Annotated in this window: 18 protein-coding genes; 11 read left to right on the top strand and 7 right to left on the bottom strand. The window is 66.4% G+C overall.

What is annotated here, in order from left to right; translation table 11 throughout:
• The 4 genes from KUW62_RS13000 to truA all read right to left on the bottom strand — a co-directional run bounded on the left by KUW62_RS13000 (position 1) and on the right by truA (position 6,376).
• A complete protein-coding gene (locus KUW62_RS13000; protein WP_224815893.1) occupies positions 1 to 1,080 on the bottom strand; it encodes a DUF2235 domain-containing protein in 1,080 nt (359 codons plus the stop codon).
• Positions 1,067 to 3,364 (bottom strand): xanthine dehydrogenase family protein molybdopterin-binding subunit, encoded by a 2,298-nt coding sequence (locus tag KUW62_RS13005; protein WP_224815894.1) that lies wholly within the window; start codon positions 3,362 to 3,364, stop codon positions 1,067 to 1,069. The genes KUW62_RS13000 and KUW62_RS13005 overlap by 14 nt, the downstream gene beginning before the upstream one ends.
• A 73-nt stretch (positions 3,365 to 3,437) precedes the next feature.
• The gene (selD, locus tag KUW62_RS13010) at positions 3,438 to 5,591 is read right to left on the bottom strand and encodes a selenide, water dikinase SelD (protein ID WP_224815895.1); all 2,154 of its coding nucleotides are present in this window, start codon (positions 5,589 to 5,591) and stop codon (positions 3,438 to 3,440) included.
• A gap of 2 nt (positions 5,592 to 5,593) precedes the next feature.
• Positions 5,594 to 6,376 (bottom strand): tRNA pseudouridine(38-40) synthase TruA, encoded by a 783-nt coding sequence (gene truA / locus KUW62_RS13015; RefSeq protein WP_224815896.1) that lies wholly within the window; start codon positions 6,374 to 6,376, stop codon positions 5,594 to 5,596.
• Between the two features lie 105 nt (positions 6,377 to 6,481).
• Between truA and KUW62_RS13020 the strand changes: the two genes are divergently transcribed.
• Genes KUW62_RS13020 through KUW62_RS13035 form a run of 4 tightly spaced genes read left to right on the top strand, consistent with a single transcriptional unit; the run spans position 6,482 to position 11,492 of the window.
• Positions 6,482 to 7,894 (top strand): YcjX family protein, encoded by a 1,413-nt coding sequence (locus KUW62_RS13020; RefSeq protein WP_224815897.1) that lies wholly within the window; start codon positions 6,482 to 6,484, stop codon positions 7,892 to 7,894.
• The gene (locus KUW62_RS13025; RefSeq protein WP_224815898.1) at positions 7,891 to 8,895 is read left to right on the top strand and encodes a YcjF family protein; all 1,005 of its coding nucleotides are present in this window, start codon (positions 7,891 to 7,893) and stop codon (positions 8,893 to 8,895) included. Before KUW62_RS13020 ends, KUW62_RS13025 begins: the two co-directional genes overlap by 4 nt.
• A 3-nt stretch (positions 8,896 to 8,898) precedes the next feature.
• Positions 8,899 to 10,524: a cyclic nucleotide-binding domain-containing thioredoxin-disulfide reductase gene (locus tag KUW62_RS13030; protein ID WP_224815899.1), complete on the top strand. Its 1,626-nt coding sequence runs from the start codon at positions 8,899 to 8,901 to the stop codon at positions 10,522 to 10,524.
• A 38-nt stretch (positions 10,525 to 10,562) separates the two neighbouring features.
• Positions 10,563 to 11,492 carry a DMT family transporter gene (locus KUW62_RS13035; RefSeq protein WP_224815900.1) on the top strand — a complete coding sequence of 310 codons (930 nt, stop codon included), beginning with the start codon at positions 10,563 to 10,565 and terminating at the stop codon, positions 11,490 to 11,492.
• Between the two features lie 97 nt (positions 11,493 to 11,589).
• Here KUW62_RS13035 and KUW62_RS13040 read toward each other — a convergent pair whose 3' ends face one another.
• Entirely contained in the window at positions 11,590 to 12,780 is a 1,191-nt protein-coding gene (locus KUW62_RS13040) for an NAD(P)/FAD-dependent oxidoreductase (RefSeq protein WP_224815901.1), read from the bottom strand.
• 151 nt (positions 12,781 to 12,931) lie between these two features.
• Here KUW62_RS13040 and KUW62_RS13045 point away from each other — a divergent pair, with 151 nt between their 5' ends.
• From KUW62_RS13045 to KUW62_RS13070, 6 genes are all read left to right on the top strand, one after another.
• Entirely contained in the window at positions 12,932 to 13,231 is a 300-nt protein-coding gene (locus KUW62_RS13045) for a hypothetical protein (protein ID WP_224815902.1), read from the top strand.
• A gap of 189 nt (positions 13,232 to 13,420) precedes the next feature.
• The gene (gene ileS / locus KUW62_RS13050; protein WP_224815903.1) at positions 13,421 to 16,378 is read left to right on the top strand and encodes an isoleucine--tRNA ligase; all 2,958 of its coding nucleotides are present in this window, start codon (positions 13,421 to 13,423) and stop codon (positions 16,376 to 16,378) included.
• A 177-nt stretch (positions 16,379 to 16,555) separates the two neighbouring features.
• Entirely contained in the window at positions 16,556 to 17,422 is an 867-nt protein-coding gene (gene yghU, locus KUW62_RS13055; RefSeq protein ID WP_224815904.1) for a glutathione-dependent disulfide-bond oxidoreductase, read from the top strand.
• The gene (locus KUW62_RS13060; protein ID WP_224815905.1) at positions 17,412 to 17,645 is read left to right on the top strand and encodes a DUF3253 domain-containing protein; all 234 of its coding nucleotides are present in this window, start codon (positions 17,412 to 17,414) and stop codon (positions 17,643 to 17,645) included. The genes yghU and KUW62_RS13060 overlap by 11 nt, the downstream gene beginning before the upstream one ends.
• 31 nt (positions 17,646 to 17,676) lie before the next feature.
• Entirely contained in the window at positions 17,677 to 18,039 is a 363-nt protein-coding gene (locus tag KUW62_RS13065) for a glyoxalase/bleomycin resistance/extradiol dioxygenase family protein (protein ID WP_224815906.1), read from the top strand.
• A complete protein-coding gene (locus KUW62_RS13070) occupies positions 18,036 to 18,488 on the top strand; it encodes a methylated-DNA--[protein]-cysteine S-methyltransferase (protein WP_224815907.1) in 453 nt (150 codons plus the stop codon). The genes KUW62_RS13065 and KUW62_RS13070 overlap by 4 nt, the downstream gene beginning before the upstream one ends.
• 49 nt (positions 18,489 to 18,537) lie before the next feature.
• Here the strand turns inward: KUW62_RS13070 and KUW62_RS13075 are convergent, their stop codons facing one another.
• The gene (locus tag KUW62_RS13075) at positions 18,538 to 19,290 is read right to left on the bottom strand and encodes a folate-binding protein YgfZ (RefSeq protein WP_224815908.1); all 753 of its coding nucleotides are present in this window, start codon (positions 19,288 to 19,290) and stop codon (positions 18,538 to 18,540) included.
• A 121-nt stretch (positions 19,291 to 19,411) separates the two neighbouring features.
• Between KUW62_RS13075 and KUW62_RS13080 the strand changes: the two genes are divergently transcribed.
• The gene (locus KUW62_RS13080) at positions 19,412 to 20,602 is read left to right on the top strand and encodes an alanine--glyoxylate aminotransferase family protein (RefSeq protein WP_224815909.1); all 1,191 of its coding nucleotides are present in this window, start codon (positions 19,412 to 19,414) and stop codon (positions 20,600 to 20,602) included.
• On the opposite strand, the gene KUW62_RS13085 is transcribed toward KUW62_RS13080, so the two are convergent.
• On the bottom strand, positions 20,599 to 21,702 hold the full coding sequence (locus tag KUW62_RS13085; protein WP_224815910.1) for a pyridoxal phosphate-dependent aminotransferase: 1,104 nt from the start codon (positions 21,700 to 21,702) through the stop codon (positions 20,599 to 20,601). The genes KUW62_RS13080 and KUW62_RS13085 overlap by 4 nt on opposite strands.
• Positions 21,703 to 21,753: the final 51 nt, after the last annotated feature.

Below are 21,753 nucleotides of genomic sequence, written 5' to 3' on the forward strand. Positions count from 1 at the left end.
TCAGCTGGCCGGTGTGGCGTCCGGGTCCGGGGTTTCGGTGACGGGGACCCGCCCCCTGTCGCGCACGGTGGGATGAAATGCCTCTGACGGGTCCTGCCCGGTGCGGCGGCGGCGGCGCATCCACAGCAGCTTGCCAAAGCCGCCGAATGTCCCGACCGAGGGCGCATCCGCATCCGCCGGGAAGCGCGTCGTCCACCCCTCTGGCAGGTACAGGCCCGCCGCCTCCGCCTCTGCCAGCATCCAGTTGAGGGTCAGGTTGGACCGGGGCCGCGCAGCGTGATGTCCGTTGAGGTGGCCGCCGATGTCACCGTGGCTGCCCGCGAACCACATCTGGACCACATCCTGCCCGGCCAGCGGGCGGTTGGTGTTCCACAGCACCGGCGCATAGGCCACCCGCGTCTCATCAAGCGCAAGCGCGTGGCGGGCGACGACCACATGGGGGCCAAGCGCGTGGTTATGGTAGGGGTGCGGCAGGGGCAGCATGCGCCAGAATACCGGCCAGCGGATGCCGAGGGCGCGCACGGTGTCATAGACGCCCAGAAACGCGATCGGGATCGCATCGCCGCAGAATTGCCGCCGCATCGCATCGGCGGCGGGGCTGTCGGGGTCTTCGCGGTAGAGGTCGTAGAGCGCCTCCACCCGCTGCTGATTGAGCGCGCCCGTGCGCATCAGGCCCATCCGGTCGATGAACCCGCCAAGCGAGCGCACCGCATAGGACCCGCGCGAATAGCCCATCAAGACCACGCGGTCGCCTGGTTTCCAGCCCTGGGACAACCAAACATAGGCGCGGCGGATCTGGCGGTTGATGCCGATCCCCGCCATCACCTCATGGGCGCGGGACACACCGCGCCACTGGATGCCCGGCTCGTAGTAAAGACGTATCCCGGTATCCGGCGGCAGCTCCTTTAACAGGCGATAGGTCAGGCCGATATTGGTCTCGTGACCCGGTGAGAGGGACGACATCGTACCGTCGAGCAAGATCACATGGGTGCAGCCGCTGGTTTGCGGCTCCTGCGCCGGTGGATCGGCCTGTCGCAGCCCGCGCAGCCACGCCCATATGCCCCCCTTACTCCGCGGCAATGGCCTCTGCGTCCTTCAGCATCTTCCAGACCCGTGCAGGCGTGAACGGCATGTCCACTTGCCGCAGGCCAAGGGGCCACATCGCATCTTGCACGGCGTTGGCGACCGCCCCCAGAGCGCCGACCGTTCCGGCCTCCCCACAGCCTTTCATGCCAAGCGGATTGGCGGTGGAGGGCACTTCCTCGGTGTAAAACGCGATGAAGGGCGTGTCCTCGGCGCGCGGCATGCCGTAATCCATGAAAGTCGCGGTCAGAAGTTGGCCATCGGCGTCGAAGACCGTGTGTTCCATGATCGCTTGTCCGATGCCTTGCACGACGCCGCCATGGACCTGACCTTCGGCCAGCATCGGGTTCATCAGGACGCCGAAATCATCGACCACGGTGTAACGGTCCACGCGCGTCTCACCGGTGTCGCGGTCAATCTCCACCTCCGCGATGTGGCAGCCATTGGGGTAGGAGCGGCCGTCAAGCGTGGTGGTGCGTGAGGCGGTCGCAAGCTCCGCCTGTCCCGCCGCGCGGGCGCGGTCGGCCGCCTCCAGCAGGGTCACGACCACGTTCGAGCCGGGGGCGCGGAACACGCCCTCCTCTGTGTCGAATGTCATGTCGGGCGTATCCATGTCAGCCTCAAGAAACGCGGTCAGTTGCGAGATTAGCATATCCGCCATGGCCCGCATCGCCGTTCCCTGAACCGTGACCGACCGTGATCCGCCGGTGCCGCCGCCCTTGGCGATCCGGTCGCTGTCGCCCTGCACAACCTCGATCTGGTCAAACGGCAGGCCGGTCTGATCATGCAGGATCTGGCGATAGACCGTCTCGTGCCCCTGCCCGTTGGATTGGGTGCCGACATAGAGCGTGGCACCGCCATCCGTCAGCTCGACCTTCGCGGTTTCCTCGGGATCGCCGAGGATGCTTTCGATGTAATAGGCAATCCCCAGCCCGCGCAGTTTCCCCGCGCTTTCGGACGCTTCGCGGCGGGCGGGGAACCCGGCCAGATCGCCCTCCGCCTCCGCCCGGCGCAGGACACGGTCGAAATCGCCGACATCGTAAAGCTCCCCCGTCGCGGAGCGGTAGGGAAAGGCGTCCGGCGCGATGAAGTTGATGCGGCGCAGCTCCACCGGAGAGACCTGCAGTTCCCGCGCCGCGAAATCCATCACACGCTCCAGCGCGTAGATCGCTTCGGGTCGCCCCGCGCCGCGATAGGCGTCGACCTGCGTGGTGTTGGTGAAGATGCCGCGGTTGCGGAAATACGTGGTCTGGATGTCGTAGGGCCCACATAACACGCGGGAAAACAGTTGCGATTGAATGGCTTGGGCGAATTGCGAATTATATCCGCCCATGTTGGACAGGCTGTCGACCTTGTAGGCCGTGATCCGGTTGTCGGCGTCGAAGCCAAGCGTGCAGGTGACGTCCAGATCGCGGCCGGAATTGTCCGACAGCATGGATTCCGTGCGTTCCCCGATCCAGCGCACCGGTTGTCCGGTCTGTTTCGTGGCGAAGGCGACGAGCAATTGTTCGGGATACCCCATCGCCTTCATGCCAAAGCCGCCGCCCACATCGGGGTTCGTCACACGCACGTCGCCCTCGTCCAGGCCAAGTGTCCGCGCCACGTCCGATTTCGTGCCCCAGACACCTTGCCCGTTCACCGCGACATGGAGACGGTCCCCCTCCAGCTCCGCGTAGCATCCGCGCGGTTCCATCGCGTTCACGATCACGCGGTTGTCGTGGGAGGTGAGCGTCACGACCCTATGGGCAGCAGAGAGCGCGGCATCGGTCGCGTCCTCATCCCCCAATCCGAAATCGTAGACTACGTTGTCGGGTGCGCTGTTGTGGATGACCGGCCCGCCTGGGGCAAGGTCCAGCTTCACTGGCAGGTCGTCGATGTCCAGCTCTATCAGCTCCGCCGCGTCCTTGGCCTGGGCGAGCGTGTCGGCCACGATGAAGGCCAATGCGTCGCCCACGAACCGCACGCGACCCTCCGCCAGGATCGGGCGTGGCGCGCGGTTGCCCTTGGACCCGTCGCGGTTCTTGACGGTGGAAAAGCGCATCTCGTTCGCCACGCCCGCCGTCGCAAGGTCCGCAGCCGTCAGCACCAGATGGACCCCGGGTGCCTCCCGCGCCGCGTCCACGTCCAGCGCCGCAATCTCACCGTGGGCGACCGGAGAGCGCAGGACATAACCGTGGAGCGCATCGGCGGGCGCGAGGTCATCGACGTAACGCCCTTCCCCGGTCAGGAAACGGGTGTCTTCGAACCGAAGGACGGATTGGCTGGAGCCGAATTTCGACATCACGCGCGCCTTTCATTGGGCAAGGGGTTGGTCGGGACATTAGGGGCATGGTGGCGCGTGTCCAGTGCGCCCCTCATCGCGCGCCGAGCGTCCGATCCGCGGTGATCGTTCCGATCCGGCGCGCATCGGGCAAAGCGTCCATAACCGCGCGCGCCTTGTCCTCAGGGATCGCCGCCAGAAGCCCGCCTGCGGTTTGCGGATCGAAGAGCAGATCGCCAAGCGGCGTTTCGGGGGCGTCCATCCCGGCGCTCGCGCGGTTCTGCGCCCAGAGGGAGGAGCGGACGCCACCCTCCGCAAGCGCCACTGCGCCGGGCAGAACGGGTATGTCGGCCAGGTCGATTTGGGCACCGACGCCGGACGCCGTGCAGATATTGGCCAGATGTCCCGCAAGGCCGAAGCCCGTGACATCCGTCATGGCGTGGGCATGGGGCGCGAGGATACTCGATTGCCTGGCCGACGGGGCGGACATCGCCGCCCAACAGGCCAGCACGTCGTCGCCCGCGGCGCGGGCCTGCATCTCGGCGGCCAGAACCACGCCGGTGCCGATGGGTTTGGTCAGGATCAGGGCATCGCCGGCCTGCGCCCCTGACAGGGTGATCGCGTCGCGCTCCAGCAGACCGGTTACGGTGAAGCCCACGACCAGCTCCGCCCCTTCGGTGGAGTGGCCGCCCGCGATTGCCACGCCCTCGTCCCTGAAGACGGCGCCGGCGGCCTCCATCACCTCCGCCAGCCAGACGCCCTGCAACCGTGGCGCTGCTCGGGGCAGGATGATCTGCGCCAGGGCCGCCTGTGGTATAGCCCCCATCGCCCAGATATCGCCAAGCGCGTGGATCGCGGCCACACGCGCGACAAGCGCCGGGTCGAGCGCGAAGCCGCGCAGGTGATCGGTGCTGATGACCTGCCGTGCCTTCCCGACCCGCAGAACGGCGGCATCGTCGCCGGGCAAAGCGGATATGTCCAGCCGGGTTGCCCCCGGCGACGCGGAGATGATTCCAACCAATGCCTCCGCTCCCAGCTTCGCGCCGCAGCCGCCGCAGGGCGCGGGGCCTTGCAGCGCCGCGGCCACACCTTTCGCGGCTCCTTTGGGCGGGGCGGGTACCTCCATCCGTGGCAAATCGCGGAACCGATCCATGAACCGCTGGTCGATACGATCCTTCAATCGCCAGAGCCGGGGGCCCGACAGCGCAAGGCCGCGCTTCTCACCGACCGCATCCTTGGCACCCATCGAAATCAGCTTGAGGAAATCCTTTTGCGGACGGAAGGCCTTGCGTTGCTGACCCAGCAGGTCGGCCCGGAGATTGTGGGCGAGGATCGGGGCCGCGCGCACGGCATAGACGCCCGCCTTGGGGCGCGGATCATGACGAAGATGCGCGCAGTCGCCCGCGGCATAGACCGACGGGTCGGCGGTGGAGCGAAGGTGCGCGTCGACATCCAGAAACCCATCCGTGCAAGGCAGACCGCTCTCTGCGACCCAAGCCTGCGGGGTGGCCCCGGCCGTGCCTATGGTCAGGTCCGACGGGACGCGCCTTTGGTCGCTCAGCACGACGGCATCGGCCTCCACGGCGACGGGGTCGGTATTCTCGATCAGCGCCACCCCGTGTTCGGACAGCGCCGCCATCAGCTTCCGGCGGGCGGCGGGGGCCACGCTGGACAGCACCTGTCCCCGGTCGATAACGGACACCGCCACGTCGCGCCCCAGATCTCGCATCCGGTGCGTTGCGGCCATGGCAACCTCGCACCCCGCCACGCCGCCGCCAAGGATCGCGATGCGGATCGGCCCGTCTCCGGCGCAGGTCTTGGCCCAGATATCGGCGAACCGCCCTAGAGGCTTTGCTGGCACACCATGCTCCGCGAAGCCGGGCAGAACCGGCATCTCCGCCGTGATCCCGACATCTAACGACACGATGTCATAAGCAACGCGACGCCCGGAGCCGAGGCGGATCACCTTTTCAGCGGGGTCCAGCGCGACAGCCCGGTCCACGATCAGACGCGCGCCCGCGAAGCGCGCCAGGCGGACAAGGTCGATGTCGAGATCCTGTCGCGTGTAGTGACCGGCGATATGACCCGGCAGCATCCCCGAATAGGGCGCCGTCGCACCGGGATTGATCAGCGTCAGACGCGCGCCGGGTACCGGGCGCATCCCCCATCTGCGCAGAACAAGCGCGTGGGTATGGCCCCCGCCGACAAGGACGACCTCTTGCACGATGGGGACGGGGGTCTGCTCCATGCTCAATCGCGCCACCCTTCCGCGAAGGGGTCATCCGCGTATCCGACCCGCGTCAGGTATAGGCCCTGGGGCGGGGCAACGGGGCCGCAAGCCGCGCGGTCGCGCGCCTCAAGCGCAATTCGCACATCACCCGGCGCGAGTGATCCCGCCCCGACCCGTTCCAGCGTCCCGACGATGGAGCGGACCTGGTTGTGCAGGAATGACCGCGCGCTGAGGTGGAAGCGGATTTCACGCCCGGCGGGCAGCGCCACCTCCTCGACCCCTATCTCATCGAGCGTTTTGATCGGCGACTGCGCCTGGCAATGGGTGGCGCGGAAGGTGGTGAAATCGTGCTTGCCGATAAGGTGTTGCGCACCCGCCCGCATCGCGTCCGCATCCAGATCGGCGCGCAACGCCCAGACCGTGCCGTCTTCGTGGACCATCGGCGCACGGCGACAGATCAGACGATAGGTATAACTGCGCGACAAGGCGGAGAAGCGGGCGTGGAAATCATCGGCCACTCGCGCGCAGGCCGTGATCGCAACGGGCGCAGGTTTCAGGTGCCAATTCAGCGCCTCCGCCAGCCGGAACGCATCCCAGTCGCGGGCCAGATCCACACTTGCCACCTGCCCCAGCGCGTGGACGCCCGCATCGGTGCGCCCCGCGGCCGCGATCGTAGGGACGTCCGCCTCCAGCCGACGCAGCGCCGCCTCCACCGCGCCTTGCACGCTTGGCACGTTGGCCTGGCGCTGCCACCCGGCAAAGGGTGCGCCGTGATATTCGATGCGAAGGGCATAGCGGGGCATATCAGGGGGGCTAAACGATCACGGCTTCCCCGTCCATCGCCCCTCGAAACCTTTGACCGGAATGGCTATGTCTCAACCGGTCACAAGCGCGAGAGGATGCCCCCCTTGGTTATCGGAGCCATTGCAGACACCCTTGGCCGGGGCATTGAAGGCGTGACGGATGCGGTGTCGGAGACGTTCTTCGAGCCGGTGATCCGCCTTGGCGTGACCGGGCTTGCGCGGTCCGGCAAGACGGTCTTCATCACATCGCTGGTGGCGAACCTGCTGGATCGGGGCCGCATGGCGGGGCTGGAGGCGGCGGCCTCGGGCCGGATCGAGGCGGCGTTCCTGCAACCGCAACCCGACGACACCGTGCCGCGCTTTGAATTCGAGAACCACCTGTCCGCGATGACCGGGCCTGAGCCGTTCTGGCCGGACAGCACCCGCTCCGTCTCGGAATTGCGGGTCTCGCTTCGGGTGCGGCCCACGGGGCTGCTATCGGGTCTGCAGGGGCCGCGCACGGTCCATCTGGATATTGTCGATTATCCGGGAGAATGGCTGCTGGATCTGGGCCTGTTGGACATGGATTTCGCGCGCTGGTCCGAACAGGCCCTGTCGAAAGCGGACGCGCGAAGCGAAGGCGTGGCCTATCTGGCGCAGGTGCGCGAGATGGACACGCAGGCCAAGCTGGACGAGGTCGCGGCGAAGGCGCTCGCCGATGGCTGGACAGCCTACCTGCGCGCCGCGCGCGATGCCGGGTTCTCCGATTGCACGCCGGGCCGGTTCCTCTTGCCGGGCGATCTGGAAGGCTCCCCTGCCTTGACCTTCGCACCCCTGCCGCCGGGTGCCACGCCCCGCGGATCGCTGGCCCGCGAATTCCAGCGCCGGTTCGAGGCCTACAAATCCCAGGTCGTGAAGCCATTCTTCCGCTCCCACTTTTCGCGCATCGACCGGCAAGTGGTGTTGGTGGACGCGTTGGGCGCGATCCATTCCGGTCCGCAAGCGTTGGAGGACCTGCGCCAGGCCCTGTCGAGCATCCTTGGCGCGTTCCGTCCCGGTCAGAACACCTTCCTGACCTCCATCCTCGGGCGGCGGGTCGACAAGATCCTGTTCGCCGCGACCAAGGCCGATCACCTGCACCACGAGCAACATGCGCGACTTCAGGCGATCATCGAGGCGCTGGTGAGCGATGCGCGGCGGCGGGCGGATTTTTCGGGCGCGACCACCGGGGCCATGGCCATCGCATCCCTGCGCGCCACGGTGGAGGAGACGCGGCGCGCGGGCGGCAAGGATCTGGGCGTCGTGCGGGGCCGATTGCTTGCCGATGGGCGCCAGGCCGCGCTGCATCCCGGCGATCTGCCCGCTGACCCGGCCGCCCTTTTGTCGCCCGCCCGCAGCGGGGCGGAGGCGTGGCTGGATGCCGAATACGACGTCATGCGGTTCGCGCCCGCGCCCCTGTCGCTGCGCAATGGCGAAGGTCCGCCCCATATCCGGCTGGACCGGGCGGCGGAATTCCTGATCGGAGACAAGCTGCGATGAACGATCGAAACGGCCCGGTCCTCTTTGAACTGGACGACGCGCCCCAAGCGGGCCCCGAGGCCGCGGCACCCGTGCCCGATGATGCCATGCCGCTGCCCGATGGCCGCGCGATGCAGATGGTCGCCACCTTGGGCGCGGGCCGCCCGTCGCGGTTGGGCCGGTTCTTCTGGGCCGCCCTGCTCAGCCTTCTGGGTTTTGTCGTGTCGCTGGCGGCGTGGAATTTCGTCACCGGCCTTCTGGCCGACAACCCGACCCTGGGCTGGATCGCAACCGCCCTGATCGGAGCGGTTGTCCTTGCTCTTTTGCTGATCTGCCTGCGCGAGCTGGCGGCGTTTTCGCGGCTTGGGCGGCTGGACCGGGTGCATCAGGCGGCAGAGGCGGCCCTTGCTTCCGGCGATCTGACGGCGGCCCGCGACGTGGTTGCCCGAATCTCGACCCTCTATGCCGGGCGGTCGGAATTGCGGCTGGGGCGGGAGGCGCTGGACCGTCAGCGGGAAGAGATGTTCGAGCCCGCCAGCCTGTTCGCTCTGGCCGAGGCGGAACTGATGGCGCCGCTCGACCGCGCCGCCGAGCGGGAGGTGGAGGCCGCCGCACGGCAGGTTGCAACCGTCACGGCCCTTGTCCCCTTGGCGCTTGCCGATGTCATCACCGCGCTGACCGCGAACCTGCGCATGATCCGGCGCATCGCGGAGATCTATGGTGGCCGTGCCGGCACGCTGGGGTCGTGGCGCTTGACGCGCGCCGTGATGACCCATCTTGTCGCCACGGGGGCCGTTGCCATCGGGGATGATCTTCTGGGATCGGCACTGGGGGGATCGGTCCTGTCGAAGGTGTCGCGCAGGTTCGGGGAAGGCGTCGTGAACGGCGCGCTGACCGCGCGAGTCGGTGTGGCCACGATGGAAGTCTGCCGCCCCCTTCCCTTCGGCACCCGCGCCCGCCCGTCCGTGACCGGTTTGATCCGGCGCGCATTGACGGGATTGTTTGGAAAGAAGGAAGGGTAAGCCATGGAAACGCTGGCCGATGATCTGCGCACGATGGTGCGTACCCCGCTGGAGGCATCCCACGTCGCCGCCCTGCGCAAGGCGGGCAGCGTGGAAGTGATCGAGGCGGGCGATTACCTGGCACGCGCGGGCGATCATGCGAACCGGTTCTGCTACCTCGTGGAGGGAGAGATCGAGGCGGTCGATCCCACCACCGGCGAACGCTACGGGGATGGCGCCACCCTGGGCCCGACGCAGTTCACCGGAGATATCTCATTCCTTTCGGGCGGCGTCATCACCTTCGGGCTGCGCGCGGTGCAGCGTACCGAATTGCTGTGCGTGGACCGCCCGGCGATGCTCGACCTGATGTCCCGCATCCCCGAGATGTCGGATATCGTCATCACGGTTCTGGCCGCGCGGCGCCGGGGACAACTCGAACGCGGTGCCTCCGCGCTTACGCTGATCGGGGCGGAGGTGGATCGCAATATCCGCCAGATTTCCGCCTTTGCGGGGCGCAATCGCATCCCCGTCCGGTCCCTCACCCTGGACGAGGCGGAGGCGGAAGCGGTGGCCCATGCCTGCTCCATCGCGCCGCGGGAACCGGCGGTGATCTTCGGCAAAGGAGAGGTGATCGAAGACCCGAGCCCGCGTACGGTCGCCAGCCGCCTTGGGCTGGACCTGAATTTCGAGGAGGACGAGCTACACGACGTGCTGATCGTGGGCGGTGGCCCCGCCGGTGTGGCCGCCGCCGTCTATGCCGGATCGGAAGGGTTGAGCGCGCTGGTGATCGAGGACCTCGCGATTGGCGGGCAGGCCGGAACTTCCAGCCGGATCGAGAATTACATGGGCTTTCCCACGGGCATTTCCGGCGCGGACCTGTGTTGGCGGGGCGAAGTGCAGGCGATGAAATTCGGCACGCGCTTTGCCGTGCCCCGGCGCGCGGCGGAGTTGCAGCGCAAGGACGACGGCACGTTCCACGTGATCCTCGATGACGGGGCGGAGACCTGCGCCCGTGCCCTCGTCGTGGCGACGGGCGTGCAATACAGGCGCTTGCCCATAGACCGGCTGGAAGAGTTCGAGAATGCGGGCATCTATTATGCCGCCACCGACGTGGAGGCGCGCTATTGCAGGGATACGGAAGTCGTGGTGATCGGCGGCGGCAATTCCGCCGGGCAGGCCGCGATGTTCCTCAGCCGAACGGCGAAACATGTCCACCTTCTGGTCCGGGGCCGCAGCCTTGCCGCGTCGATGTCCCATTACCTGACCGACCGGTTGGAAGCCCATCCGAGGATCACCATCCACTACCAATCCGAAATCCGCGAATTGCACGGCGAGGCGGAGCTTGACGGCATCACGATCTACGAGAAATCCGCGGCACAGCCATGGCGCATCAACACCCGGGCCGTTTTCGTGATGGTCGGTGCCGCGCCGAATACCGATTGGCTGTCCAACCTGGTGGAACTGGACGAAGGGGGTTTCGTCAAGACGGGTCAGGCGGTTGGTGGCGCGAATGCCTATGCCACGTCCTGCCCCGGCATCTTCGCCGTGGGCGACGTGCGCGCCGGAAGCGTGAAGCGGGTGGCAAGCGCGGTGGGCGAAGGCTCCGTCGTGATCAGCCGGGTCTGGGATTACCTCAACGCGGACACCTAGTGGCTGACAAGCGCGTCACGCCGTGCGATTGAGGCCTCATGACCGTCGGGACCGCCTCATCTGCTGACAGACCGCTTCTGGGCATCTTGCTGATGGTCGGGTTCTGCGCGGTCATCCCGTTTGCCGATGCCCTCGCCAAGTTGCTGGGGGAGGATTTTCCCCTGATGCAGCTTGTTGCGGTCCGCTTCGCCACGCAGTCACTTCTGTTCGCGCCGATGGCGATGCTGGCCGGTGCGGCGCTGTTTCCCACGCGCCGGGTCGTGGCGCTGACGCTGGCGCGGTCGGTGTTGCAGATCATCGGCCTGTTGCTGATGTTCTCAGCCCTGCGGGTCCTGCCGCTTGCCGATGCCGTGGCCATCGCCTTCGTCATGCCGTTCATCATGTTGATCCTGGGCCGTGTTTTTCTGGACGAGGAGGTCGGAACGCGCCGCCTGATCGCCTGTGCCGTGGGCTTCGTGGGTACGCTGATGGTCGTGCAACCCAGCTTCGTCGCGGTTGGCTGGGGCGCGCTGCTGCCGATTGGTGTGGCTTTCGCTTTCGCCTTTTTCATGCTGGTCACGCGCGCCATGGCGAAGGAAATCGACCCGCTGGCCTTGCAGGGCGCATCGGGGTTGTTGGCCCTGCCGCTTGTGGTGCCGCTGATCTTCCTGCCCGTCGCCGAGACCGCGCCGCTGGTGGGCTGGATCACGCCCGCGGGACCGGAGATCTGGCTGTTCGTGGCCCTGGGCGTCTTCGGGTCCATCGGGCATCTGCTGATGACATGGTCGCTGCGGTTCGCGCCCTCGGCCACGCTGGCCCCGATGCAGTATCTGGAAATCCCGATGGCCACGCTGGTGGGTTTCCTGATGTTCAGCGAATGGCCCAACGGGCTCGCCGCGGCGGGCATCGGGGTCACCATCGCGGCAGGGCTCTATATTGTGATGCGGGAGCGGGCGGTGAGCCGGGCGGCAGCACCGCCTGCGGCGTGAGGCCTATGTTATCACGCTTGATAACAGGGGTTAAACCGTTGATTCAAGAAGACAACGCTGAAAAACTTAACCATTTGTTAAGGTCTGAAATGCCCCGTCACCCGCCCCGCACGTCCAGCGCGGCCATGGGCGGCACCAGATCCCCACAGACCAGCCGCGTCAGGATCGAGGTGACGGGCCAGGTGCGCGACATCGGCGCAAGCACGCGGTCGCGGATCACGGGTAATGCGCGGCTGTCGGATTGGTATTGCGGCGTGAACGACGCCGACAGCAGCTGGTAGAGCCAGACGTGCCAGCGCCGGGCCATGGCGTAGCGGCGCAAGGCCTCCTCCCCCCGTGCCTGACGCAGCGCCCGTTGCAGCGCGCGGGCATCCAGCAGCGCCATGTTCGCCCCCTGCCCCAATTGCGGAGAGGCGCGGTGCGCCGCATCGCCGATATGGACCAATCCGTCGTCATAAGGCCGCTTCAGGGTGCCGTGGGTATAGGTGGCGCGGGTGAATTGGCCATGGTCAAGGCTGTCGGGAAGGAAGGCTTTGAACGCGGGCCAGAGCGCCTCGGCCTCCGCGCGCCAATCCGCGAAGGGTCGCGCATAATGGGCGTCGATCGCTTCGGCTTTCAGGGAGTAGAAAATCGCGGCGAGGCGCGTGTCGGGCGCTTCTCGCAGGGTGCCTACGGGCAATACACCCAACATCCGGTCCGCGCGGCGATACCGTTGGGTCAGGCGATCCTCGGGGAACGGCGCATCGGATGGCCAAGGCACGGTGGCCCAGACAGCCCCATAGGGCAGCGGTCGGGAGGTGAGCGGCGAAAGCGCCGAGCCCGCCCCGAGGGCGTCGACGATCAGGTCGAACGGGCCGTCGCGGCGATTGGCGATAATCAGGTATTGCCCATCGCGCCCAGAAACGGGGCTGGACGGGATGATCCGCGCGCCCGCTTCAAGCGCCGCGTCATAGAGGGATTGGAACAGGGCCGCCCGATGAATGCCAAGACCTTGGCGGTCGGCGGCAGCGCCGTAGCTGACGGAGAGGACGGTGCGGTTCCGCGCGACCTCATCCCCGAACATGGTCGCGATGGGGGTGCCGTGGTCCTGCGCCTGCCGCGCGGCACCGGCGGCGCGCAGAACCTCCATTCCCACCGGCTGGATCACGAGCCCTGACCCCACGGGGCGCGGCGCATCGAACTTGTCGTAGACACATACCTCATGGCCGTCCCTTGCCAGCAGGGCGGCCGCGGCCAGCCCACCGATCCCTGCGCCCGCAACGGCAATCGTCATCGTCTTTCGCGTCATGGGGCGGACTTTAGCGTTCGCGCCCGCCCCGCCCATGCGGCATCGCGCCCGAAGGTCGGGGAGCTGCGGGGAAACCGCCATTGCCGGATGGGCCGGTTACGTGGTTCCTTGCACGTGCCCCTTCACGAATTCCCGGACCCGTCCCATGCAAATGTCTGACCTGACCACCCTGTCGAAAGTCGCCATCGGCCTCGCCGTCGCGGGCTTCTTCGTCAGTTTTTCGACGCTCAACACCTCCACCGTGAACGGGGTGGGGACGTGTGACTTCCTGGATTACGGAAAGCTGATCCTTGGCGGCCTTGCGGTGATCGTCGGCGGATTGGGGGAGGTCACGGCGTTGCGCATGGGATCTGAGGCGCGGATACCGAACCTTCTTGCGTCAGGCGGGGCCTCCGTCGTGGGCATCTTCCACATCCTCATGGGCCTGGGGGTGATCGGCGGCCCGTGCTGAACCTTTGACCTTCCCCGCGGGCGGGCGTATACCGCGCGCCATGGGATATCGCATGAGTTTCATCATTCGAATTAGCCGCCCGGCCCTCTGATCCCCAGAGGCGTCGGGATTTCTGCTGCTTATGGGGCTTGAGCCCCGGCGCGGCCCTGCTACACCCCAATCAACATTCGAATACGAGGAGCGCCCCAGATGTGCGCCGATGAAACTGCTGTCGATTACAAAGACACGCTGAACCTGCCCAAGACCGATTTCCCCATGCGCGCGGGCCTGCCCAAGCGAGAGCCAGAGTGGCTGGCGCGGTGGGAGCAAATCGGGGTCTACGACCGGTTGCGAGAGAAAGCGGCCCGGGTCCGGACGAACGCAAATGAGCAAGCGCGCGAGAGCTTCACGCTCCATGACGGGCCGCCCTATGCCAACGGGCACCTGCATATTGGCCACGCGCTCAACAAGACGATCAAGGACATGATCGTGCGCAGCCACCAGATGCTGGGATATGACAGCCGCTACATCCCCGGCTGGGACTGCCACGGCCTGCCGATCGAATGGAAGATCGAGGAGCAGTACCGCAAGAAGGGCAAGAACAAGGATGACGTGGATATCGTCGAGTTCCGGCAGGAATGTCGGGAGTTCGCGGACCACTGGGTCGGCGTCCAGCGCGAGGAATTCAAGCGGTTGGGCATCACGGGGACGTGGGACAAGCCCTACCTCACGATGGATTTCCACGCCGAGCGGGTGATCGCGGAGGAGTTCCAGAAGTTCCTGATGAACGGGACGCTCTATCAGGGGTCCAAGCCCGTGATGTGGTCGCCCATCGAGCAGACGGCACTCGCCGAGGCGGAGGTGGAGTACCACGACAAGGACAGCTTCACGATCTGGGTGAAGTTCGGGGTTGGCGTGTCAGGTGGGGACACTGAACAAGAAGCCACGGACCTCCTTGGAGCGTATGTTGTGATTTGGACAACAACGCCGTGGACTATCCCCTCGAATAAGGCAGTCGCCTTCGGTGAGGACATCGCCTACGGCCTCTACGAAGTCACTGGCATACCAAACGAATGTTGGGCCTCGGTAGGTGACAGATACCTCTTGGCCGATACCCGCGCAGCGGATGTCATGGCGCGCGCTCGTCTCGAAGACGGGCAATGGAAGCGTGTCCGGGACGTGAGCACTGCGGAGCTTGAGGAAATCCTCTTGACCCACCCCCTGGCCCAAGCCGAAGGAGCAGAGGGCGAATGGGACGACCTGCGTGATTTCCGCCATGGCGATTTCGTGTCCGATGAGGAAGGCACGGGCTTCGTCCATTGCGCGCCGTCGCACGGGATGGAGGAATACGAGCTTTACCGTGACCTCGGGATGCTGGAGCAGGTCATCACCTATAACGTGATGGATGACGGCTCTTTCCGGGCCGACCTGCCGTTCTTCGGTGGCACGTACATCCTCAGCCGCAAGGGCGGTGAGGGGGATGCCAACAAGGCGGTCATCGACAAGCTGGCTGAGGTGGGCGGACTTCTGGCGCGGGGCAAGATCCACCATTCCTACCCCCATTCGTGGCGGTCGAAGGCCCCGGTGATCTACCGCAACACGCCGCAATGGTTCGCCGCCATCGACAAGAAGATGAGGGTTGGCGACGACGAATTCACCATCCGCGACCGCGCGCTGGCGGAGATCGACCGCGTGAACTGGACCCCGAAATCGGGGCGCAACCGCCTGCATTCGATGATGGAGGCGCGGCCCGACTGGGTGCTCTCGCGCCAGCGGGCGTGGGGCGTGCCGCTGACCTGTTTCACCAAGAAAGGCGCGCTGCCGACGGACCCGGATTACCTGCTGCGCAACGAGGCGGTGAACGCCCGCATCTTGGAGGCGTTCGAGGCCGAGGGGGCGGATGCGTGGTACAAGCAGGGCGCGAAGGAGCGGTTCCTGGGCAATGACGTGGACCCGAATGATTACGACCAGGTCTTCGACATCCTCGATGTGTGGTTTGACTCCGGCTCCACCCACGCTTTCGTGCTGCGCGACCGCGAGGACGGGACCGAAGACGGCATCGCGGATGTCTACATGGAAGGCACCGACCAGCATCGCGGGTGGTTCCATTCCTCGCTGCTGCAATCGGTCGGCACAACGGGCCGTGCGCCCTACCGCAACGTGGTGACACACGGCTTCACGCTCGACGAGAAGGGCATGAAGATGTCCAAGAGCATCGGCAACACGATCGTGCCCGAGGAGGTCGTGAAGCAATACGGGGCCGACATCCTGCGGTTGTGGGTGGCGCAAACTGACTACACCGCCGACCAGCGGATCGGGCCGGAGATCCTGAAGGGGACGGCGGACAGCTATCGTCGCCTGCGCAACACGATGCGGTTTCTTTTGGGCTCGCTGAGCGATTTCAGTGAGGCGGATCGGATGGACCCGGCGGACATGCCGGAATTGGAGCGCTGGGTGCTGCATCGCTTGGCCGAACTGGATCAAGTGGTGCGCGACGGCTACCGCGCCTTCGATTTCCAGGGCGTGTTCCAGGCGGTTTTCACTTTCGCCACCACGGACCTCTCGGCCTTCTACTTCGATATCCGCAAGGACGCGCTTTACTGCGATGGCGACACGGCGCGGCGGCGGGCGGCACGAACGGTGCTGGATCTGCTGTTCCACCGGCTGACCACGTGGCTGGCCCCGATCCTTGTCTTCACGATGGAGGAGGTGTGGCTGGAACGCTTCCCGGGCGAGGACTCGTCAGTGCATCTGGTCGACATCCCCGAAACGCCCACCGATTGGGCCGACACGGCGTTGGCCGCGAAATGGGCGAAGGTCCGCTCCGCCCGGCGCGTGGTGACGGCGGCCTTGGAGGTGCAGCGGCGCGACAAGGTGATCGGCGCCTCGCTCGAGGCCGCGCCGGTGGTCCATGTGGAAGATGGCACGGCACTGGAGGCGTTGAAATCGGTGGCGTTCGAGGATATGGCAATCACGTCCGACATCTCACTGACGGCCGACCCCGCCCCGGCGGAGGCGTTCCGCCTGCCCGAGATCGAGGGGATCGGCGTCGTCTTCGAAAAGGCCGAGGGGCAGAAATGCCAACGCTGCTGGAAGATCCTGCCCGACGTGGGCACCCATACCCATGAAGGTGTGTGCGGGCGGTGTGACGCGGCGCTTTCGGCCTGACCCATCCCGCGATGCCTCAAGGAACCGCGCCCCGCACCGGGCGCGGTTTTTCTTTTCGCGTTGGGGTTCGGCAGCACACCGAGCCAAAGGCGCGCGCCAGCGCGGCCGTTGTGCCTTGGGTTTGTCGGGAGAGCGGCCTAGGTTTCCATGAAACGGAACCGCGAGGAGGCTGCAGCGATGGCACGTCAGGAAGAATATACCCCGCCCAAGGTTTGGACCTGGGACAAGGAGAACGGGGGCGAATGGGCATCGCTCAACCGGCCCATCGCGGGCGCGACCCATGAGAAGGAGCTGCCGGTCGGCGAGCATCCGTTTCAGCTTTATTCCCTTGGCACACCCAACGGCGTGAAGGTCACGGTCCTGTTCGAGGAATTGTTGGAGGCGGGCTATTCCGATGCGGAATACGACGCGTGGCTGATCCGCATCGGGGATGGCGACCAATTCAGCAGCGGCTTCGTGGAGATCAATCCCAATTCCAAGATCCCCGCGCTGGTGGATCGCAGCGGGCCGTCGCCCGTGCGCGTCTTCGAGAGCGTCGCGATCATGCTGCACCTGGCCGAGAAGTTCGATGCCTTCCTCGGGCCCGCCGAGGCACGGCCCGAATTGCTGTCCTGGCTGATGTGGCAGATGGGGTCCGCGCCGTTTCTGGGCGGCGGGTTCGGGCATTTCTACGCCTACGCGCCCTATCCGATGGAATATCCAATCAACCGCTACGCGATGGAGACCAAGCGGCAACTGGACGTGCTGAACCGGCATCTGGCCGAGAATGAGTGGATGGCGGGCGGCGCATACACCATCGCCGATATGGCGATCTGGCCGTGGTACGGGCGCACGGTGATGGGCGAAAGCTACGACGCGGGGGAATTCCTGTCGGTGCATGAATACGAGCATGTCATCGAATGGGCCAAGCGGATCGAGGCGCGCCCGGGGGCCGCGCGCGGCAAGATGGTGAACCGCACTTCCGGCGAGCCGAGCGAGCAGCTGCGGGAGCGACACTCGGCCGAGGATTTCGAGACGAAGACGCAGGACAAGATTGGATCGTGACCGCGCGATCGCCGAGGCGCTGATGCGCCTTGCCGCGGAAAGGGCGGGGCGCAGCTTCTGTCCGTCGGAGGCCGCACGCGCGGTGGCCGAGGATTGGCGCCCCTTGATGGGCGACGTGCGGCGCGTGGCGGCGGAGATGGGTTTGCGCGCCACACAGGGCGGCGTTCGAGTCGATCCGCTGACCGCGCGCGGGCCGATCCGGTTGTCGCAAGATCCGGGTTGATCGTTCGTGCCGTCGGGCGCAGGTTTGGCCCATGACCTGGAAACCCGAGGGCTATACAAGCCTTGCCCCCTATCTGATCGTGCCCGACCCGGACGGCGTCCTGGCGTTTTGCGAGGCCGCCTTCGGCGCGGAGCGGCTGCGGGTGATCCGGGAGGGCGACCGGGTGGTCCACGCGGAATGTCGGATCGACGACACGGTGCTGATGATCGGCGGGGCCGACGGGCCACCCGCGCATCTGCACCTTTACCTGCCGGACCCGGACGCGGCCTTCGCCCGCGCCGTGGAGGCGGGGGCCAAAGAAGTTCAGCCGGTGCAGGACCAGGGCGACGGGGACCGGAGGGGCGGCCTGCAATCCCGTGACGGGACCACGTGGTGGCTGGCGCGACAGGTATGAGGTGTTCGGTCGAAACGCCACTTGGCCCGGTCAGGTTGGAGGAAGCGGACGGCGCCATCGTGCGCGCCGGTTGGGGCCGGGTGGAGGCACCGGATGATAGCCCGCTGTTGCGGGAAACGGTGGCCGAATTGCAGGCCTATTTCGACGGACGATTGACGCGGTTCAGCGTGCCCGTGCGTCACGGGCGGAACGATGCGACGGGCCGGGTCTTCGACGCCATGCGCGCCATTCCGATGGGAGAGACGCGGAGTTACGGCGACGTCGCGAAGGACGTCGGACTGCCCGCGCAGGCGGTCGGACAGGCTTGCGGCGCGAACCGCATCCCGATCCTGATCCCGTGTCATCGCATTTTGGGATCGAACGGCCTTGGCGGGTTTTCCGCGCCGGGGGGTGTGGAAACAAAAGTATGGCTTTTGCGACATGAAGGCGCGGCCAGCTTGCTGATATAGGCCGGATCGTTGCACATCCCTGTGATCCTTAGCGCGTTATCCACAGGGCTCAGGTCGACGCATCGGGCCACGTGACACCGGCATCACCGGCCTGCATCGGCCCTTTCGCGCGGTCAAAACGGAGGAATGCGATGCCCTGCCCGTTGGCTTGCGTGTAGAGCGTGCCGACGGATTTCTCACCGGCGAGGATATCCGTTCCGACCGGCGCGGTCCCGGCCACGTCCACGGTCACGAGGCCCTTGCGAAGTTCCGTCTTGTGTTTCATGCGGGCCGTCACCTCCTGACCCACGTAACAGCCCTTGCGGTGGTCCACGCCGGACAGCCGGTCGAACCCGGCCTCGAGGATGTAGGTGTCGTTGGGGATCAGCTCCACATTCGTTTCGGGGATGCAGGCGGCCACGCGGATCGCGTTCCAGTCGATGGCGGGATCGCCCCCGTCCACACCGTAAGCGCGCCATCCAAGCGACGGGTCGCGGGGATCGGCAAAGGCCCCCTCGGGCGCTTCGCCCAGACCGCGCGCGACGCTCACGCCCGCCTCCTCAATCACCACATCCGCGCGCAGGCGGTACATCGACAGGCGCTGCACGAGCGCGGGAGCGAGGTCGGACGTCACGTCGAGCAGCAGATCGTCCCCCCGGTCGAGCAGGAAGAAGTCGGCCAGGTATTTGCCCTGGGGTGTCAGCAGCGCCGAATAGGTCAGCCCCGCGCCGGGATCGCGCGTCACAAGGCCTTGGAGAAACCCGTGCGCATCGGCCCCCGCAATCCGCAACACCGTCCTGTCATTCGCCCGTTCACCGACCATGTGGTCTTCCCCCGTTGATAGCTCACATCACAGCTATTCATTACCCGGGCCGCCCGCAACATTGACCGCCCCGTGGGGCCGCGATACCTCTGCGATCACGACCTTCCCCCCGGAGCCGCCCATGACCCTTTCCAACGGACGCCACTACCTTGCCATTCCCGGCCCCTCGGTCATGCCGGACCGGGTGTTGCAGGCGATGCACCGCCCCGCGCCGAACATCTATCGCGGGGAATTGGTGGACATGGTCGCCACCATCGTGCCGGACCTCAAGGCGGTCGCGCGCACCCGGCATCACGTCGCCATGTATATCTGCAACGGCCACGGCGTCTGGGAAGCGGCGCTGATGAACACGTTCAGCCGGGGCGATAAGGTTCTGGCCCTGTGTACCGGGCGGTTCGGCACCGGATGGGGCCAGATGGCCGCCGATCTGGGGATCGAGGTGGAATGGCTCGATTTCGGATACCAGTCGGACGTGGATACGGCCCGGGTGGCGGAGGTTCTGGCGGCGGATACGGCGCACCGGATCAAGGGTATCCTGACGGTTCAGGTGGACACCTCCACCTCCGTGAAGAACGACATCCCCGGGCTGCGCGCCTGTCTGGACGAGGCGGGGCATCCGGCGCTTCTGCTGTCGGACAATATCGCGTGCCTGGGCTGTGACGAGTTCCAAATGGACGACTGGGGCGTCGACGTGATGATTACCGGCTCCCAAAAGGGGCTGATGACGCCGCCGGGCATGGGGTTCGTTTATTTCAACGACAGGGCGGACGCGGCGCGGGGCCGCGCCGATCTGGTGACGCCCTACTGGGATTGGCGCCCGCGCGTCGATCCGGACTATTTCTACCGCTATTTTTGCGGCACTGCGCCGACCCACCACCTCTATGGCCTGCGCGTCGCGCTCGACATGCTGGTCCACGAGGAAGGGGTGGAGGCCGCCTGGAGACGCCACGCGGTCCTCGCCGAAGCGATCTGGACCGCGCTGGAGGTCTGGGGCCAGGCCGGCCCGACGCGGCCCAACGTGACCGAACGGGAGAAGCGTTCCAACGCGGTAACGCTGGTGAATTTCGGCCCCGGCAACGGCCTGCGCCTGCGCGATTGGATGGAGCACAATTACGGCGTGACACTCGGCATCCCGTTGGAGGGGATGGAAAATCCCGACGATTACCTGCGCATCGGCCATATGGGCCACGTCAACGGGCAGATGGTGATGGGGGTTCTGGCAGGCCTGCAAGCGGGGATGAGCGCGCTGCAAATCCCGCACGGCCCCACGGGGATGGAAGCCGCGATGAAAGTGATCGCGGAGGCCGCCTAACCCGCCGCCTGCAACGCGACCGGAAGCGCCTTCGCGAAAGCGTCGAGCGTGCTGTCCGGCCCGCAGGAGACCCGAATGCAGCGGTCCTGCGGGGCGACAAATGGCATGCGCACGAAAACCCCCTCCGCCACAAGACTGCCGAGCACGGCGCGCGCGAAATCACCGTCGCGCCCGCAATCAATCGTTACGAAATTCGTGGCCGAGGGCAGCGCCACCAGCCCGTTATCCGCCGCAATCGCTCCGATCCGGTCGCGCGCGGCGGCGATGCGCGAAACGGTGTCGCGCAGGTAATCCTGATCCGCCAGGGCCGCCAAGGCCGCGGCCTGCGCCACGCGACCCATGCCGAAATGGTTGCGGATCTTGTTGAAGGCGGTGATGAACGGCTCCGCCGCCAACCCGTATCCCACGCGCATCCCCGCAAGTCCGTAGGCCTTGGAGAAAGTCCGAAACCGGATGACCCGGGGATGGGTGAGGTCGAGTGGAGGTATCACCCCGCCCGGCGCGGTGTCGGCATAGGCCTCATCCAGCGCCAGCACGCAGCCCTTGGGAAGGTCCGCGATCATGCGCTGGACCACATCTGCCCCGTGCCAGGAGCCCATCGGATTATCGGGATTGGCGAAGTAGACCAGCTTGGCATCGACCGCCACCGCCTTGGCGATCAGGGCGTCGGGGTCTTCGTGGTCGCCGTTGTAGGGCACTTTGTGGAGCACCCCGCCGAACCCCGCGACGTGGTAATTGAAGGTCGGGTAAGCCCCGTCCGAGGTCACGACGGCGTCGCCCTCATCCACCAGCAGGCGCACCAGATAGCCGAGAAGGCCGTCGATCCCCTCCCCCACCACGACATTGCCTTGCGCCACCCCGTGATGGGTGGCGAGGGCCGCGCGCAGATCGTGGACTTCCGGGTCGCCGTACATCCATGCGCCGCTCGCGGCCTCCGCGATGGCGGACAGGACCTTGGGCGACGGGCCGAAAACGCTTTCGTTGGCGCCCAGGCGTGCGGCGAAGGGCGCGCCCCGCGCCCGTTCCTGCGTCTCCGGCCCAACAAAGGGGACGGAGGCGGGCAGCGATCGGACGAGCGGGGTGTAGCGCGGTTCTGACATGGGCGTCAGCGTTTGCGGATTTTTCCCCGCCCTGCAAGGGGCGGACGGGAT

The sequence above is a fragment of the Hasllibacter sp. MH4015 genome, from assembly GCF_020177575.1.
Classification (GTDB): Bacteria; Pseudomonadota; Alphaproteobacteria; order Rhodobacterales; family Rhodobacteraceae; genus Gymnodinialimonas.